This is a genomic window from Cellulomonas pakistanensis (assembly GCF_016862755.1).
Taxonomy (GTDB): domain Bacteria; phylum Actinomycetota; class Actinomycetes; order Actinomycetales; family Cellulomonadaceae; genus Cellulomonas; species Cellulomonas pakistanensis.
The window spans coordinates 26,138-41,419 of sequence record NZ_BONO01000016.1; the positions used below are offsets into that span (position 1 = coordinate 26,138).

At 77.2% G+C, this 15,282-nt stretch carries 14 protein-coding genes and 1 riboswitch; of the genes, 4 read left to right on the forward strand and 10 right to left on the reverse strand.

Features of this window, described 5'->3' with window-relative positions; translation table 11 throughout:
* Nucleotides 1-4 precede the first annotated feature (4 nt).
* The 5 genes from Cpa01nite_RS11270 to Cpa01nite_RS11290 form a co-directional block, all read right to left on the reverse strand.
* Complete coding sequence (locus tag Cpa01nite_RS11270; RefSeq protein ID WP_203668865.1) at nucleotides 5-946, reverse strand: MvdC/MvdD family ATP grasp protein; 942 nt, start codon at nucleotides 944-946, stop codon at nucleotides 5-7.
* Between the two features lie 5 nt (nucleotides 947-951).
* Entirely contained in the window at nucleotides 952-2,214 is a 1,263-nt protein-coding gene (gene legP / locus Cpa01nite_RS11275; protein WP_203668866.1) for a Dot/Icm T4SS effector Zinc-dependent metalloprotease LegP, read from the reverse strand.
* Nucleotides 2,215-2,433: 219 nt separating this feature from the next.
* Entirely contained in the window at nucleotides 2,434-3,948 is a 1,515-nt protein-coding gene (locus Cpa01nite_RS11280; RefSeq protein ID WP_203668867.1) for an FAD-dependent oxidoreductase, read from the reverse strand.
* Nucleotides 3,945-4,856, reverse strand: a complete 912-nt coding sequence (locus tag Cpa01nite_RS11285; protein WP_203668868.1) for an FAD:protein FMN transferase — start codon at nucleotides 4,854-4,856, stop codon at nucleotides 3,945-3,947. Before Cpa01nite_RS11285 ends, Cpa01nite_RS11280 begins: the two co-directional genes overlap by 4 nt.
* Nucleotides 4,843-5,343, reverse strand: a complete 501-nt coding sequence (locus Cpa01nite_RS11290; protein ID WP_203668869.1) for an FMN-binding protein — start codon at nucleotides 5,341-5,343, stop codon at nucleotides 4,843-4,845. The genes Cpa01nite_RS11285 and Cpa01nite_RS11290 overlap by 14 nt, the downstream gene beginning before the upstream one ends.
* 185 nt (nucleotides 5,344-5,528) lie before the next feature.
* Here Cpa01nite_RS11290 and Cpa01nite_RS11295 point away from each other — a divergent pair, with 185 nt between their 5' ends.
* Nucleotides 5,529-7,022 carry a CehA/McbA family metallohydrolase gene (locus Cpa01nite_RS11295; RefSeq protein ID WP_203668870.1) on the forward strand — a complete coding sequence of 498 codons (1,494 nt, stop codon included), beginning with the start codon at nucleotides 5,529-5,531 and terminating at the stop codon, nucleotides 7,020-7,022.
* 13 nt (nucleotides 7,023-7,035) lie between these two features.
* Here the strand turns inward: Cpa01nite_RS11295 and Cpa01nite_RS11300 are convergent, their stop codons facing one another.
* The 4 genes from Cpa01nite_RS11300 to Cpa01nite_RS11315 all read right to left on the reverse strand — a co-directional run bounded on the left by Cpa01nite_RS11300 (nucleotide 7,036) and on the right by Cpa01nite_RS11315 (nucleotide 10,812).
* Nucleotides 7,036-7,533: a DUF3145 domain-containing protein gene (locus Cpa01nite_RS11300; protein WP_203668871.1), complete on the reverse strand. Its 498-nt coding sequence runs from the start codon at nucleotides 7,531-7,533 to the stop codon at nucleotides 7,036-7,038.
* 185 nt (nucleotides 7,534-7,718) lie between these two features.
* Nucleotides 7,719-8,204, reverse strand: coding sequence for a peptide deformylase (gene def, locus Cpa01nite_RS11305; RefSeq protein ID WP_203668872.1), 486 nt, complete (start codon nucleotides 8,202-8,204; stop codon nucleotides 7,719-7,721).
* Between the two features lie 89 nt (nucleotides 8,205-8,293).
* Nucleotides 8,294-9,949 carry an AlkA N-terminal domain-containing protein gene (locus tag Cpa01nite_RS11310; protein ID WP_203668873.1) on the reverse strand — a complete coding sequence of 552 codons (1,656 nt, stop codon included), beginning with the start codon at nucleotides 9,947-9,949 and terminating at the stop codon, nucleotides 8,294-8,296.
* A complete protein-coding gene (locus Cpa01nite_RS11315) occupies nucleotides 9,946-10,812 on the reverse strand; it encodes an isocitrate lyase/PEP mutase family protein (RefSeq protein WP_203668874.1) in 867 nt (288 codons plus the stop codon). Before Cpa01nite_RS11315 ends, Cpa01nite_RS11310 begins: the two co-directional genes overlap by 4 nt.
* A 193-nt stretch (nucleotides 10,813-11,005) precedes the next feature.
* On the opposite strand from Cpa01nite_RS11315, the gene Cpa01nite_RS11320 reads away from it, so the two are divergent.
* Genes Cpa01nite_RS11320 through Cpa01nite_RS11330 form a run of 3 tightly spaced genes read left to right on the forward strand, consistent with a single transcriptional unit; the run spans nucleotide 11,006 to nucleotide 14,693 of the window.
* A complete protein-coding gene (locus Cpa01nite_RS11320; protein ID WP_239068722.1) occupies nucleotides 11,006-11,887 on the forward strand; it encodes an ATP-binding cassette domain-containing protein in 882 nt (293 codons plus the stop codon).
* A 27-nt stretch (nucleotides 11,888-11,914) separates the two neighbouring features.
* Nucleotides 11,915-14,071, forward strand: a complete 2,157-nt coding sequence (locus Cpa01nite_RS11325) for a YhgE/Pip domain-containing protein (protein WP_203668875.1) — start codon at nucleotides 11,915-11,917, stop codon at nucleotides 14,069-14,071.
* A gap of 13 nt (nucleotides 14,072-14,084) precedes the next feature.
* The gene (locus tag Cpa01nite_RS11330) at nucleotides 14,085-14,693 is read left to right on the forward strand and encodes a TetR/AcrR family transcriptional regulator (protein WP_203668876.1); all 609 of its coding nucleotides are present in this window, start codon (nucleotides 14,085-14,087) and stop codon (nucleotides 14,691-14,693) included.
* A gap of 177 nt (nucleotides 14,694-14,870) precedes the next feature.
* Here Cpa01nite_RS11330 and Cpa01nite_RS11335 read toward each other — a convergent pair whose 3' ends face one another.
* Complete coding sequence (locus Cpa01nite_RS11335) at nucleotides 14,871-15,095, reverse strand: BldC family transcriptional regulator (RefSeq protein WP_203668877.1); 225 nt, start codon at nucleotides 15,093-15,095, stop codon at nucleotides 14,871-14,873.
* A gap of 16 nt (nucleotides 15,096-15,111) precedes the next feature.
* Nucleotides 15,112-15,186, reverse strand: a riboswitch (cyclic di-GMP riboswitch).
* Between the last annotated feature and the right edge of the window lie 96 nt (nucleotides 15,187-15,282).

The following is a 15,282-nucleotide window of genomic DNA, read 5'->3' on the forward strand; positions in this document are numbered from 1 at the left end:
GGCGTCAGCCCGGCGCGGCCAGCCAGCCGGCGACCGCCTCCGTGATCGGCAGGTCCGCGCCGTGCTCGGCGAACAGGAACTCGCCCGCCGGGTTCACCTCGAGGAACACGTGCTCGCCCTCGGGCGTGAGCCGCAGGTCGACCGCTCCGTAGACCAGCCCGAACCGCTTCATCAGCGCGCGCAGCCGGTCGGCGACGTCGTCGGGGAGGTCGGCGGCCGACGTGCGAGCGCGCGCGAGGTGCAGCCGGAAGTCGACGTCGGCCCCGGTCCCGGTGGTGTCGATCTCCATCGGGAACAGCCGCTCGCCGACGACCGTCACCCGGAGGTCAGCGCGGGCGGGGACGAGCTCCTGGAAGATCACCGGCGCGAGCCGCACCGCGTCGAGCTGCGCCAGGTCGGCCGGGTGCAGCCGCCGGGTCTCGCGCCACACCCGCTCGGTCGCCGCGAAGATCTTGTAGACCGTCGACCCGACGCCCACCCGGTCCACGAAGGCGCGGGCCTCCGCCGGGTCCGACGTCATGAGCGTCGCCGGCACCCGCAGCCCCAGCTCACGCGCGACCGCGAGCTGCGTCGGCTTGTGCGACGCGGCGGCGTCGAGCGGCGGGGGGTTCATCCACGGGCAGGCGAGGAGCTCGTGCAGGCCGCCCAGCGCCGCGTGCCACTCGCCGTACGCGAAGCCGCGGGCATCGTCGTCGAGGACCGCGCCGACGTCGACCAGCTGCGGCCGCCGCCACCACACCGCGGTGGCGTCCGTGAGGTCGGTGACGCCCGCGGCGTCGGCCACCCGCACGGCCGGCCGGCCCGGGTCGCCGTGGTCGAGGGTCAGCGTCAGGTCCCGGCCGAACCGGCCGTAGTCGAGCAGGTACGCCTCCCGCCCCCAGGACGCCAGCCGGTCGACGACCGCCGTCGCGTGCGCGTCGCCGGCGTGCGAGACGACGACGATCACCCCGCTCACCGTCCGGGGTCGGACAGCAGCACGACCTGCTCGACGAGCGCCGCCTGCTCGGCGGCGAGCGCGTCGACCGCCGCCTCGAGCGCCGCGAGCCGGGCGAGGAAGTCCCCGGCCCCGGGGTCCGCGGCCGCGCCGGCGTGCGGCGTGCCGAGCGCGAAGGGCACCCGGCCCGCGAACCGGACGGGGTCGACGCCCGGGCCGCCCGGTCCCGGGAGCGTGCCCTCCTGGAGGGTGAAGCCGCCCGTGCCCTCGCGGATCGTCTCGACCCGCTCCTTGAGCGTCTCGGGCGCGCGCTCCTTGACGGTTTCCGGCTGCAGCTCCTTGATCGTCTCGGGCAGCCGCTCCTTCAGGGTCTCGGGGGCGCGCTCCTTGATCGTCTCGGGCTGCAGCTCCTTGAGCGTCTCGGGCTGCAGCTCCTTGAGCGTCTCGGGCAGCCGCTCCTTGAGCGTCTCCACCGGCTGCTTGCCGGGGCAGAGCACGTTCGCCGCCGCGATGTCGCCGGCGCTGAGCGCGACCCGCTGGCCGATCTGCGCGGCGGGGTCCACGGGCGTGATCGTCTCCGCGCCGCCGACGCCGAACGCGTCGCGCGGGTAGTGCATGATCGAGCCGTAGTCGTAGGCGCCGACGTCGTCGCCGTCCGTGACGTGCTGGTTGAAGTTGTGCTCGAACCCCTGCTGGATGTTGGCCCAGTTGATCGTGACGAAGGCGTCGCGGTCGGCCCGGGACTGCTCGTGCCACAGACCGACGGCGTGCCCGATCTCGTGGATCGTCCGCCCGCGGTCGCACCCGCCCGCCAGGTTGATGAACTGCTGGCCCCCGCGCATGCCGACCGCCGACGAGCACCCGCTGCCCGGCCGGAACGTGATCCAGTTCGGGTGGGACGCCGCGTTCGCCGCGGTGCGCTGCACGAACCGGAAGCCGGTGTTCTGCTGCCAGTGCGCGATCGCCTCGGCGACCCGCGCCTGGTCCGGCAGCGCCGGGTCGATGTCGTACGGGACCAGGCACCCGGGCCAGCGGAACTGGTCGCCGGTGATGATGACACCGGACTCGAGCTCCCCGCGCAGCTCCGCCTTGAGCTGCTCGGACTCGCGCTCCACCTGGTCGACGGTGCCGAGCACGATGTCGCCCTCGAAGATCGCGTCGCCGTCGATGTCGACGTAGCGGACGACCTGGGCGCGGAAGCTGTTGCCGGAGATGAACGCGGTGCGCACGTCCTCGGAGGAGCGGAACTCGCCCTCCGGGCCTTCCTGGGTCTGCGACATGTCGGACCCTCCCCTGGGGTGTGCCGGCGGCGCCGGCCCCGGCGCCGGGTCCCACGCTCCGCGCGGTGCGCGCGCGTGCGCGTCACCCCGCGGGGATGAGCGGGCGCGCGGGCGGCTCCTCGACCCCCGCCCTCCGTGGTGTGGAGCGTTCTGCCGGACACACGCCGGCGTGTCGGGCAGAACGCTCCACTCGTCCGGTCGACGACCGGCGCCCGGGGCTCAGTACCCGCTGAACGCGTCCGTCCGCACCCGCCGCGCCCCGGCGCGGCGCAGCAGCGCCCGCGTGCCGTCGACCATCGCCGGTGGCCCGGACACGTACGCGTCCCGCTGCGCCAGGTCCGGCACCGACTCCGCCAGCGCCTCGACGGTCAGGCGCCGCTCCCCCAGGTGCACCGCGCCCGCGGGCAGGCCGTCGAGGTCCGGCGTCGGGGACAGGACCAGCACCCGCGCCCCGGCGGCCTGCGCCACGTCGGCGTAGGCCAGGTCGGCGTGATCGGCGACCCCGTGCACGAGCACGACGTCCCGCCGCTCCCCCGCCGCCGCCAGCGCCGCGAGCTGCGACGCGAACGGCGTGATGCCGATGCCGCCGGCGACGAGCAGCAGCGGCCGGTCGGCCGCGGACGGCAGCACGAAGTCCCCACCCAGCCCGGTCGCCCGGATGCGGGAACCGACCGGCAGCGCCGCGAGGGCCCGCTTGAACGTGCTCGCCTTCTCCGGGACGGTCAGCGCGACCGTGAGCTCGTCCGCCGACGGCGCCGACGAGACGCTGAACACTCGCCGGGTCCCCCGGCTGTCCGGCCGGGCGTGCGGGACGGTCAGCTCGACGTACTGCCCCGGCCGGAACCGCACGGGCCGGTCGGCGCGGAACGCGAGCTCGACGGTGCGCGGCGTGAGCCGGGTCGACCGGGTCAGCGTCAGGCGCACGGCGCCCCGCTGGCCCCAGGCGAACCCGATGAGGTTGCCGACCACGAGCGCCGCCTCGGGCGTGCTGTACAGCGGGCCGACGTGGTACGACACCGCCATCAGCACGCCGACGACGCCGGCCTCGACCAGCTGCTGCCAGCGGCGCGGCGGCAGCGTGAGCGGCTCGGTCAGCATCACGCCGCCGAGGAACAGGATCGGGTAGGACACCAGCGCCGTGGACACGGCGGCCCACGGCGTCGACCCCTCGACGACCAGCCGCACCGCGACCGCCAGCACGGCGACCGCCACGAACGTGCCGACCAGCGCGTACCGGCGCGTGCGCACCACGATCACGAGCGTCAGCAGCGCCACGGGCACCAGCAGCCAGCGGTCCGCCACCCACCACGTCGTCGCGTCCCAGCCGGTCAGGCCGACGAGCAGCGCGCCGGCCGCCGCCGGGTTGAGCAGGTGCCGGCCGCGCCATGCCAGGACGTACTTCGACAGGTTCGCCAGCATCGCGGCCAGCGCCAGCGTGCCGAGGTAGCGCGCCTCGAGGGTCGGCCAGAACAGGAAGAACAGGATCAGGCCGGTGATGACCGCCGACTCGGTGTGCGGCCTGGTGCGGAACGCGAGCGCGGCGGCCCAGGCGCTCGCCACCGACGCGGCCACGGCGACCGCGGCGCTGGCCACCATCGCCCTTGGGTCGAGGAAGATCACGTCGGTCGCGGCCAGCACCAGCGCCACCACGGCGAGGGCGGACAGCCCGAGCGTCAGCAGCCGGTACATCGTGACGCGGCCCAGCCGCTCGTCCACCCACGCGAACGCGCTCACGCGAACACCTTCCCGTCCAGGCCGAGGGACCAGCGCAGGCTCCCGTCGGCGCGCAGCACCACGTACCGGATGCCGAACCGGGACGCGACCAGGTCCGGCTCGGCGAAGAACAGCGCGGTCGCCGCGGCGTCCGCCGCCAGGGCGGAGCCGCCGACCGCCCAGGTGGCCAGCACGTCCGTCGTCGGCGCGCCGGTGCGGGCGTCGACGACGTGGTGCAGGCCCGGGCCCCAGGCGCGCCGGTTGGTGGCCGACCCGCACAGCGCGCCGTCGGTCAGCCGCAGCACGCCGAGCGCGCGGGTCGTGTCCCGGGGGTCCTCCAGCGCGACGGTCAGCGGTCCGCCCGCCGCCGCGCCCGCACCGAGCCCGACGACCCGCAGGTCGCCGCCCGCGTCGACCACGTGGGCGCCGACGCCGTGGTCCGCGAGCACGCCGGACACCAGGTCGACCAGGTACCCCTTGCCCGCGGCCCCGACGTCGAGCAGCGCCGGCTCGTCGAGCGTGAGCGTCCCGCCCGAGCGCCGGGCGGCGGTGCGCCAGTCCGGCGCGGGCGCCGTGAGCAGCGCCCCGCCGTCGTCCCGGCGCGGCCGGAGCGTGTACGCCGCGTCGTAGCCGAGCCCCTCGAGCGCGCGGCCGACCAGCGGGCTGACCGCCCCGTCCGTGCACCGCGCCGCCGCGTCGTACGCGTCGAGCAGCGGCCCGGCGTCGTCCGGCAGCCGGTACGAGCCCGCGCCGCCCCGGGCGACCTCGGCCACCCAGGAGTCGTCGCGGAACCGGGACCAGTCCCGGTCGAACCGGTCGATCCGCGCGCGCACCGCCTGCAGCACGGCGTCCGGCAGCGGCTCCGGGGTGTCGATCGCCCAGCGGGTGCCGATCGCGTCGAACGAGGTGGTGGCCTCAGGCCGCGGCATCGGCGCGGATCTGGTCGAGCGCCGCGTTGAACCCGTCGCCGGTGAGCGACGAGCCGGAGACCTTGTCGACCGCCAGCCCCGCGAGGTCCTCGCCGACGACCTCGTCCGCGACGCCGGAGGCGAACTCCTCCTGGAACCGCGCCGCGTTGCCGCCGCTCGCCTCGGGGGTGACGGTGACGTCGGAGACGACGTCGCCGGTGACGGTCAGCTCGACCGAGATCGACTCCTCGCCGCCGGGCGTCGAGTACGAGCCCTCGGCCGTGTAGGTGCCGTCGGCGAACTCGCCGGACGACGAGCCGGCGGTGCCGTCCGTGCCGGCGCCGGCGGTCCCGGTGTCGCCGGCATCGGTCTGCGACTCGGACTGCGTGCCGCCGGCCGCGGCGTCGTCCTCGGTGGCCGCGTCCGCGCTGCCGCAGGCGGCCAGCGCCACGAGGACGGACAGGCCGGACATCAGGCCGAGCGTGCGGCGTCGGGTGCTGTGCGCCATGGGTCGTCCTCCCCTGGTCCCGGGCTCCGGGACCCCTGGTTGAATGCGATCACATCGTGTGGCACACGACGCTAGGGACGCATCCTGGGAACGGCCTGGGAAACCGCCCGGTCCCCGCCCATCGTCCCGCGCACTCGGTCAGGGTGCTCTAGGAACTGGGCCCCAGGGCTCGGTACGGTCGACGCGTGCCGACGCTGACGATCGAGACCGGAGCACCCGCGCGGGTCACGGTCCGCGGGCCGGGCGGCACGTGGCACGCGCCCGAGGACGCCGTCCAGGACCTGACGGCGAGCGACCGGCCCGGCGTGCTCGGCATGGACCGCGACCCCTCCGACGGGTCCGTGATCGAGCCCGGGTACCCCGCGCACTTCCTCGCCGACGGCACCGCCGAGGTGCCCGTGCCCCGCGGCGCCTGCACGGTGGTGGTCGAGCGCGGCCCGGAGCACCGGCGGGTCGAACGGGTCGTCGACGTGGGTGCCGGACCGGCGCGGGTCGCGGCGGTGCCGGAGCGGTGGGCCGACCTGGCCGGCGCGGGCTGGTGGTCCGGCGACCTGCACGTGCACCGGCCGCTCGCCGACGCCGCCGCCCTGCTGCGCGCGGAGGACCTCCACCTGGGCGCGTTCGTCACGCGGTGGAACGACCAGCCGACGGCGGCGGACGAGCCGGCGGCGGGCGGCGGCACCGGCGCCCCCGCCGGCGGCGCCCCGCGGGCCGCGCTGACGGTGGACGGTGACCGGCACGCCGTCGCCCCGGTCACCGAGGACGAGCGCGGCGGCGGCGCGGTCCTGCTGCACGGCGCCGCGGTCCCCGACCTGCCCGGCACGGGCGCCGACGACTGGTGGTCCCCGCCGTCGCGCGCCCTGGTGGACGCCGCGCGCGCCGTCGGCGCGTTCGTCGAGGCCGAGAAGCTCACCTGGTGGGACGCGCCGGTGCTGATGGCGACCGGCGCCCCGGACGCGGTCGGTGTCCTGACCAACCACCTGGTCCCCGGGGGCGTGCTGGCGAACGAGGCGTGGGGCCGCCCCCGCGACCGCGCCGCGCACCCGGGACGGGCGGGCGCGTTCCGGTACCAGCTCGGACTCTGGTACCGGTTCCTCGGCCTCGGGCTGCGGCTGCCGGCGTCGGCCGGGTCGGCGTCCGGCGTGCTCCCGGCCCCGCCCGGCTGGAACCGGGTGCACGTCCAGGCGCCCGGGCCGCTGACGGTCGAAGGCTTCTACGCCGGGCTGCGGGCCGGCCGGTCGGTGGTGACCAACGGGCCGCTGCTGACCGTGACGGTCGGCGACGCCGGGCCCGGCGGCACGGTGCCGGCGGCGCGGCACCGGGTCCGGGCCGAGGCGCGGACCCCCGACGGCGCCGCGCGGGTGGAGGTGGTCGTCGACGGCCGGGTCGCGGCCCGGTCCGACGGGCCGGCCCTGGACGCGACGCTCGACCTCCGCGGCGCCGGCTGGGTGGCCGCCCGCGCGTGGCAGCCCGACCCGCGGACGATCCGGCTCGCGCACACGAGCCCGGTGCACGTCGACGGCCCCGGGCCGGATCCGGCGGAGCACCGGGCGTTCTTCGCCCGCTGGGTCGCCGACCTGGCCGTCATGGCGCGGGCGGAGCCGGGGCGGTTCCCGTCCGCGGCGCGCCGCGACGAGGTGCTCGACCTGTACGACCGCGCGGCGCGGTTCTACCGCTGAGCGCGGCGCCGACTCAGCCCACGCGGTGCAGCCAGCGCACGGGCGCACCGGCGCCCGCGTACCGGAACGGCTCCAGCTCGTCGTCCCACGCCTGACCCAGCGCGAGCGCGAGCTCCTCGCGGACGCCGCCGGCGTCGGCCTGCTCGAGGGCCGCGCGGATGCGGTCCTCGGGGACGACGACGTTGCCGTGCACGTCGGTCTGCGCGTGGAAGATGCCCAGCTCCGGGGTGTGGCTCCACCGGGCCCCGTCGCTGCCGTGGCTCGCGTCCTCGGTCACCTCGTAGCGCAGGTGGGTCCAGCCGCGCAGGGCCGACGCGAGGCGCGCGCCAGTGCCGGAGGTCCCCTGCCACGAGTGCTCGGCACGGAACATCCCCGGTGCGGCGGGCTGCTCCGTCCAGTCCATGGACAGGCGCAGGCCCAGCACGTTGCCCGCCGCCCACTCGAGGTGCGGGCAGAGCGCGCGCGGCGCGGAGTGCACGAAAAGAACACCGCGGGTGATCGCACCTGCCATGTCATCCCTCCCGGATCGGCTCGAGGTTCGCCTTCCCCAACGACCTCGTCCCTACCGGACACGTGACTCCACAGCCTGCACGCGCGGCGTGCTGGGGACAGCATGCCTGATGAGGGCCGCTGCGCACCAGCGCAGCGGCCCTCCTCACCTGCTCCGTGCCCGGATCGCCCCGGTTCCGCGGCGCGTCAGAGCGTCTCGCGGATCGCCCGCATCGCCTTCTTGCGCACGGACCGGTCCAGCCGGTCGATGTAGAGGTGGCCGTCCAGGTGGTCGACCTCGTGCTGAAGGCAGCGCGCCATGAGCTCGACGCCCTCGACGACGACCTCCTTGCCGTCCAGGTCCGTGCCCACGACCCGCGCGTACCAGGCGCGCCTGGTCGGGAACCACAGGTCCGGCACCGACAGGCAGCCCTCGTCGCCGTCCTGGTAGTCCTCGGACAGCTCGACGATCGTCGGGTTCAGCACGTAGCCGAGCTCGTCGTCGATGTTCCAGGAGAACGCGCGCAGGCCGACGCCGATCTGGTTCGCGGCCAGCCCCGCGCGGCCGTCGTGGTCGACCGTCTCGAGCAGGTCCTCGACCAGGCCCTTGACCCGGGCGTCGATCGTGGTCACCGGCTCGCACGGGGTGCGCAGCACCGGGTCGCCCACCACGCGGATCTCTCTCATCGCCATGCCCGCGATTCTTCCATGCCGCGACCGGCGACCGGGGACCCTGCGCACCGCCACCCGGTGCCCGCGCGCCCGCGCCGCGACCCGGCCGGTCAACGCGCCGCGGCGGCCCGCCACAGGTGCATCGCCGCGTACGACCGCCACGGCGCCCACGCCTCGGCCCGCGCCGCCAGCGCGCGGTGCGCGGCGGCCCGCGGCAGGTCCGGGTCGAGCGCCCCCGCCGCCCGGGCGCCGGCCACCAGCGCCACGTCGCCGGCCAGCCACGCGTCCGGGTCGCCGAGCACCCGCATCGCCACGTACGCCGCGGTCCACGGCCCGACCCCCGGCAGCGCCACCAGCCCGTCCCGCAGCCGCCGGGGGTCCGCGCCGACGTGCGCCGGCAGCGTCCCGTCGGCCAGCGCCGCGGCGGCCGCCAGCACGGCGCCCACCTGCCGGCCCGGCAGCCGCAGCGGCCGCGCCGGGTCGGGGTCGGCGCCGGCGACGGGCGGGGGCACGGCCGCGAGCACCTGCGCCGGCGTGGGGAACAGCCGCTCGAGCCCGGCGATCGACGACGCGACCGGCGACCCCGCGACCGCGGCCAGCCGACCCAGGTGGCCGCGCGCGGCCGCCACGGAGATCTGCTGCCCGACGATCGCCCGCACCACCAGCTCCGCCGGGTCGACCGTCCCGGGCACCCGCGTGCCCGGGGTCGCGGCGACCAGCGGGGCCAGCGCCGGGTCGGCCGACAGCGCGGCGTCGACCGCGGCCGGGTCGGCGTCCAGGTCCAGCAGCCGGCGGACCCGGGCGACCGCCGTGCCGACGTCCGCCAGCGACGCGAGCTCCAGCCGGAGCGCGAGCCGCCACGCCCCGGCCCGGTCGGCCGTGGCGACCATCTCCACCGCTCCCGGGCCGTGCGGCAGCGCCAGCGTGCGGGCGTAGCGCAGGGGGCCGGCGTCGGGCAGGTCGGCGACCTCGACCCCGGCGACCGCGCGGGCCGCGAGGAAGCCGAGCACGCCCCGGGCGTCGAACGGCTGCCGCACGGGCAGGGCGAGGTCGAGGCGGACCTGCGCGCCCGCGGGGGCGTCACCGGGGACCGCCGCGCCGGCCGCGGCGGGCGACCCGGCGCCGGTCGGCGAGCCGGCGCCGGGGACCCCGGCGTCGGGCACCCCCGCCCCGCGCGCCCGCGCCCGCAGCTCCGACGGCCTCACCGCGAACACCTCGCGCACCGTGTCGTTGAACTGCCGGACCGACCCGAACCCGGCCGCGAACGCCACGTCCGTCACCGGCAGCGCCGTGCCGACGAGCAGCGCCCGCGCCGTCTGCGCCCGCCGCGCCCGCGCGAGCGCCTGCGGCCCGGCGCCGAGCTCCGCGACCAGCATCCGGTGCACGTGCCGGGGCGTGTACCCGAGCTCCGCGGCCAGCGCGGCCACGCCGCCGCGGTCGAGGACGCCGTCCGCGATCAGCCGCATCGCCCGCCCGACCGCGTCGCGGCGGAGGTCCCACTCGGGCGTCCCGGGCGTCGCCTCCGGCAGGCAGCGCTTGCAGGCGCGGTAGCCGGCCTCGTGCGCGGCGGCGGACGTCCGGTAGAACGTCACGTGCTCGCGCCGCGGGGTCCGCGCCGGGCAGGACGGCCGGCAGTAGATGCCGGTGGACGACACCGCGGTGACGAACTGCCCGTCGAACCGGGTGTCCCGCGCGTCGATCGCCCGGTACCGCTCGTCGAAGCCGGGGTCGCCGGGCGCGTACCGGGCGTGCGCGACGGCGGTCACCGGGACGCGCCGCCCTCGGCCCGCTCCGCGCCGGTCGCCACGAGACCGTCCAGCTCCGCGTAGTCCATCGCCTCCGCGAGGACGCCGTACGTGCCCGAGGCGAGGAGCTCCGCGGCCGCGCGCCGGGCCACCGCGTAGGCGGCCTCCGCGACCGTCGACCCCAGGCTGACCCGCGCGACACCGAGCCGGCCCAGCTCCGGCACGGGCGGCAGCCCCCGGCGGACCATGACGTTGAGCGGCGCGGGGATCGCCGCGGCGAGCTCGGCGATCGTCGCGGCGTCGACGACCCCGGGCACGAACACGCCGTCCGCGCCGGCGTCGACGTACCGGCGCGCGCGGGCCACTGTCTCGGCCATGCGGTCCGCGGGGTCGCCGAGCCCACGGAGGAAGACGTCGGTGCGGGCGTTGACGAACAGGGCGACCCCGGCCCGGTCCGCCGCGGCCCGGGCGGCGGCCACCCGCGCCGCGAGCTCGGCCGCGGGCCGGTCGCCGTCCTCGAGGTTCACGCCGACCGCGCCCGCGTCGAGCAGGCCGTCGATGGTCGCCGCCACGCCGGCCGCGTCGTCGGCGAACCCGCCCTCGGCGTCCACGGTGACGGGGACGGCGACGGCCGCGGTGATCCGGCGCACGGCCGCCAGCAGGTCCGCGCGCCCGAGCCGGTCGCCGTCGGGTCGGCCGAGCGACCAGGCCACGCCGGCGCTGGTCGTGGCGACCGCGGGCGCCCCGGCGGCCTCGACGACCCGGGCGCTCGCGACGTCCCACGCGTTGCTCAGCGCGAGCGGCGCGGCCGGGTCGTGCAGCGCGTGCAGCCGGCGGGCGAGGGCGTCGAGGTCGGCGGCGGGCGTGGTGGGGGTGCTGGTCATGAGGCCAGTCCACTCCGCGGCGCGGCCCGAGTCCAGCGGCGATCGGACATGATCGTCGGTGCGTGCCGTGGGCGCCCCGCGGCGGGTGCGGCGGCAGGTGTGACGCGCGAGACGCGTCCCACGGGTGACGGCCCGCCCGTGTCGGCCTATCTTTGTACTGACCGGTCAGTACGAACGAGGAGAACGAGCGGCAGTGACGTTGGACCACACCCCGGCCCCCGCGGCCCAGCACCCGGGCGCGCGGAGCGTTCAGCCGGGCGGGACGGCGGCCGCGCCGCAGGTCCGCGCCGCGGCCGCCCCGCAGGTCCACGCGGCGGCCGCCCCGCAGCAGGACGCAGCCGACGCCGGCGCCGAGGCGACCGAGCCCGCCGCCCGGCCGGCCCCGGCGGTCGGCGCCCGCGCGCTCGCCCTGACGGGCTCCCGCGGCACCGTGTACGGCCCGGTCGACCTCGACCTGCCCGCCGGCGCGCTCACCGTCGTCCAGGGCCCCCAGGGCGCCGGGCGGTCGAGCCTGCTGCTGACGATCGCGGGCCGGATGGTCCCGGACCGCGGCTCCGCGCTCACCGTCCTCGGCGAGGAGCTCCCCCGCCGCCGGTCCGCCGTGCAGCGCCGGGTGGCCGTCGCCGGGTTCGCCGGGGTGGACGAGCTCGACGACTCCGTCACGGTCGGCGACGTCGTCCGCGAGCGGATCGCCTGGCTGTCGCCCTGGTACCGGTGGACCGGCCGGGTGACCCAGGAGCGGTTCGCCGCGTTGGCCGCGCCGGTGTTCGGCGACCGCCCGCTCCCCCGCGTGTCCACGGTCGTCTGGGACCTCGACGAGGTCGACGCCATGCTGCTGCGCGTCACGCTCGCGCTCGCCCAGCGCCCCGACCTGCTCGTCGTCGACGACGTGGACCAGGTGCACGACTCCGGCCGCCGGCAGACGGTCTGGACCCGGCTCGAGGCGCTCGCCGCCGCCGGCACCACCGTGGTCGCGTCCGTCGCCTCGCTGGACGAGGTCGCCCGGATGCGCTGGTGGGCGCACCCCGAGGTCGTGAACCTCGCCACCGGCCCGCACGCCGTGCCCGCCGCCTGACCCCGCTGCTCCCCCGAGGACCCCCCGATGCTCTCCTCCCTGTCGACCGGCACCGAGCTGCGCCGGTTCCGCCGCGGCCTGCTGCCGAAGCTCGCCGTCGTCGCGATGCTGGCCATCCCGCTGCTCTACGGCGCGCTGTACCTGTGGGCGTACTGGGACCCGACCGGCCACCTCGACCGGCTGCCCGTCGCCCTGGTGAACGCCGACGAGGGCGCCACCCGCGACGGCGAGCCGCTGCACGCCGGCGACGACGTGGTGGACGAGCTGCTCGACGCCCACGCCCTGGACTGGCGCCCGGTCGACGCGGACGAGGCCGCCGCCGGCGTCACCGACGGCACCTACTACTTCGCCGTCACGCTGCCCGCCGACTTCTCCGCCGACATCGCCTCGCTCGGCGGGGACACCCCGACCCCGGCCGAGATCGACGTGACCTACAACGACGCGAACTCGTACCTCGCGTCCACGCTCGGCCGCAGCGCGATGACGCAGGTGCGTGCGGCCGTCTCCGGGACGATCGGCGAGCAGGCCGCGGACCGGGTGCTCGTCGGGCTGGGTTCGGCCCGCGACGGGTTCGCGCAGGCGTCGGACGGCGCGTTGACGCTGACGGCGGCGAGCGGCGACCTGTCGTCCGGCGCGCACCAGGTCGCCGACGGCGCGGCCTCGGCCGCGGACGGCGCGGCGCGGCTGGCGTCCGGGTCGGCGGACCTGGTGGACGGCGCGGACCGCCTCGACGCCGGCGCGGCGACCCTGGCCACCGGCGCGGGCACGCTGTCGTCCGGCGCGGGGTCGGCTGCCTCGGGCGCCGCGACCCTCGCCACGGGGGCGCAGGCCCTGTCCGCCGGCGCGACGGACGCCGCGGCGAACGCGCAGCGGCTGGCCGCAGGCGCGCAGGACCTCGGCGACGGGGTCGACGCCGCGGCGGCCACGCTCGGCGGGCTGAGCGGCGCGGGCGACGACCTCACCGCGATCGGCGGCGCCCTCGCGACCCTCGCGCAGGAGCAGGCCCTCGCGGGCGACGCCGACGCCGCGCAGCGCATCCAGGCGCAGCTCGCGGCGATGCAGCAGGCGGTCTCCGACCTCGGCCTGCCAGCGACGCCGGAGGCCCGGCAGGCCGCGGCCGACGACCTGGCCGCCCTGGTCGCGGGGGCGCACGACCTGCGGGACGGCTCGGCCGCGCTGTCGACCGGCCTCGGCACGCTGGCGTCGTCGTCGGGCTCGCTCGCCGCGGGCGCCGCGACCCTGGCCGCCGGCACCGCGGACGTCGCCTCCGGCGCCTCGGACCTCGCGACAGGCGCGGGCACCCTCGCCGCGGGCGCGGGCGACCTCGACGCGGGCGCGCACACCCTGGCGTCCGGCGCCGCGGACCTCGCGTCCGGCACCGGCACCCTCGCGACGGGCGCGACCCAGGTCGCCGACGGCACTGACCAGCTCGGCGACGGCAGCCAGGAGCTCGCCGACTCGCTCGCCGACGGCGCCGCGCAGATCCCCGACGACTCCGACGCCACCCGCGCCGACCGCGCCGCCGCGCTGAGCACGCCGGTCGGGCTGTCGAGCACGGACGTGGCCGCCGCCGACGGGTACGGCGAGGGGTTCGCGCCGTTCTTCGTGCCGCTGGCGCTGTTCGTCGGCGGCCTGATCACCTGGCTGCTGCTCCGGCCGCTGCCGCCGCGCGGGCTCGCGACGCCGGCACCGGGCTGGCGGATCGCGCTGGCCGGCCTGCTGCCGGCGCTGGCCATCGGCGTCGGACAGGTCGCGATCCTGCTGACGGTGGTGCACGTCGGTCTCGGGCTCGGGTGGTCGACCGCGCTGGGCACCGCCGCGTTCACCGTGCTCGTGGCGTGGGCGTTCCTCGCGGTGCAGCAGATGCTCATCGCCGTGCTCGGCGCGGCGGCCGGCAAGGTCGCGATCATCGCGCTGCTGATGCTGCAGCTCACGGCGGCGAGCGGCACCTACCCGGTCGAGACGACGCCCGCGTTCTTCCGCGCGCTGCACCCGGCGCTGCCGATGACCTACGCCGTCACCGGGCTGCGCGAGCTGACCACCGGCGGCACCGACGGCCGGCTGTGGACCGCGGTCGCGGCGCTGGCGGCCTTCCTGCTCGGGTCGCTCGCGATCACCTCGTGGCGCGCCGCCCGGCAGCGCACGTGGACGCTGTCGCGACTGCACCCCGCCCTGTCGATCTGAGAGGCTGGGTCCCATGCCAGCCGCCGCCGTCCCCGCGTCCTCGTCCGCCGGGGTGGTCGACTCCCCCGCCACCGGCCGGCGCGACACCCGCCGGGCGATCATCGAGGCGACCGTCGCGCTGATCGCCGACCGCGGGTTCTCCGCGACGTCGGTCGACGACATCGCCGACCGGGCCGGCGTGGCCAAGGGCAGCGTCTACTACAACTTCGGGTCCAAGGGCGCGCTGTTCGAGACCGTGCTCACCGAGGGTCAGCGCGCGCTGACCACCGCGCTGCGCGGCGCCGCCGAGGGGCGCGAGGGCCGCGAGGCGGTCGGGGCGCTCGTCCACGAGCTGCTCGCCCAGATCCAGGGCCACCCCGACTTCGCCAAGGTGCTCGTCGCCGAGGTGTTCCGCACCGGGCGCGACTGGCAGGAGTCCATCCGGCAGGTGCGCGACGAGTCGTTCGCGGTGTTCGCCGAGGTCGTCGAGACGTCCTGGCCGCACCGCGACCCCTCGCTCACGGCCGCCGCGATGTTCGGGGCCACGCTGGTCGCCGGGCTGGAGTGGCTGGCGTTCCAGCCGGACCGCCCCGTGGACGAGGTGCGGCGCGCGGTGCTGTCCACGGTCCTCGACCCGCTCTGACCCGGCGCGCCCGCCTTCCGACGGACGAGTGGAGGATCCGGCCCGACACGCACCGGCGTGTCGGGCCGGATCGTTCACTCGAGGACCGGCGGCGGAGGGACCGGGCGGCCCCGGGACGCGGAACGGGCCCCCGAGCGTGTGCTCGGGGGCCCGTTCGCGATGCTGCGGGTGTGCGCCTCAGACGCGGGCGACCTGCTGCGGCACGCCGCCGAGCAGCTCCATGACCTCGGACTCGAGGAACCGGCGGTGGCCGCCGAGGGTGCGGACGGCGGAGAGCTTGCCGGCCTGGGCCCAGCGGGTGACGGTCTTCGGGTCCACCCGGAACATGACCGCGACCTCGCCCGGCGTGAGCAGCGAGGAGGAGGCCTGCGTCGGGAGCTGGGCCTGGAGGGGGTACGTCATGATGACTCCTAGTCGGTTCGGTAGCCCGGCTGTCCCCTTGGGACCCGTGGCTTTGCGTCCCCGCCTTGCAGCGGGTTTGCCGTTGTCGCTCAACGGGAAGAACTATACAGAAATCGGACAGATCGGCAAGTACCACCCGAGAGCGGACAGAACCGCAGGTCAGCGGTGTGCGCGCTCACATGGTGGA

Bases quoted from the DNA above. Each gene is read 5' to 3' on its own strand.
- Cpa01nite_RS11325 (WP_203668875.1), top strand. From the start codon at position 11,915: ATGCTCTCCTCCCTGTCGACCGGCACCGAGCTGCGCCGGTTCCGCCGC.
- Cpa01nite_RS11290 (WP_203668869.1), bottom strand. From the start codon at position 5,343: ATGGCGCACAGCACCCGACGCCGCACGCTCGGCCTGATGTCCGGCCTG.
- Cpa01nite_RS11315 (WP_203668874.1), bottom strand. From the start codon at position 10,812: ATGACCAGCACCCCCACCACGCCCGCCGCCGACCTCGACGCCCTCGCC.
- def (WP_203668872.1), bottom strand. From the start codon at position 8,204: ATGGCGATGAGAGAGATCCGCGTGGTGGGCGACCCGGTGCTGCGCACC.
- legP (WP_203668866.1), bottom strand. From the start codon at position 2,214: ATGTCGCAGACCCAGGAAGGCCCGGAGGGCGAGTTCCGCTCCTCCGAG.
- Cpa01nite_RS11335 (WP_203668877.1), bottom strand. From the start codon at position 15,095: ATGACGTACCCCCTCCAGGCCCAGCTCCCGACGCAGGCCTCCTCCTCG.
- Cpa01nite_RS11285 (WP_203668868.1), bottom strand. From the start codon at position 4,856: ATGCCGCGGCCTGAGGCCACCACCTCGTTCGACGCGATCGGCACCCGC.
- Cpa01nite_RS11330 (WP_203668876.1), top strand. From the start codon at position 14,085: ATGCCAGCCGCCGCCGTCCCCGCGTCCTCGTCCGCCGGGGTGGTCGAC.
- Cpa01nite_RS11300 (WP_203668871.1), bottom strand. From the start codon at position 7,533: ATGGCAGGTGCGATCACCCGCGGTGTTCTTTTCGTGCACTCCGCGCCG.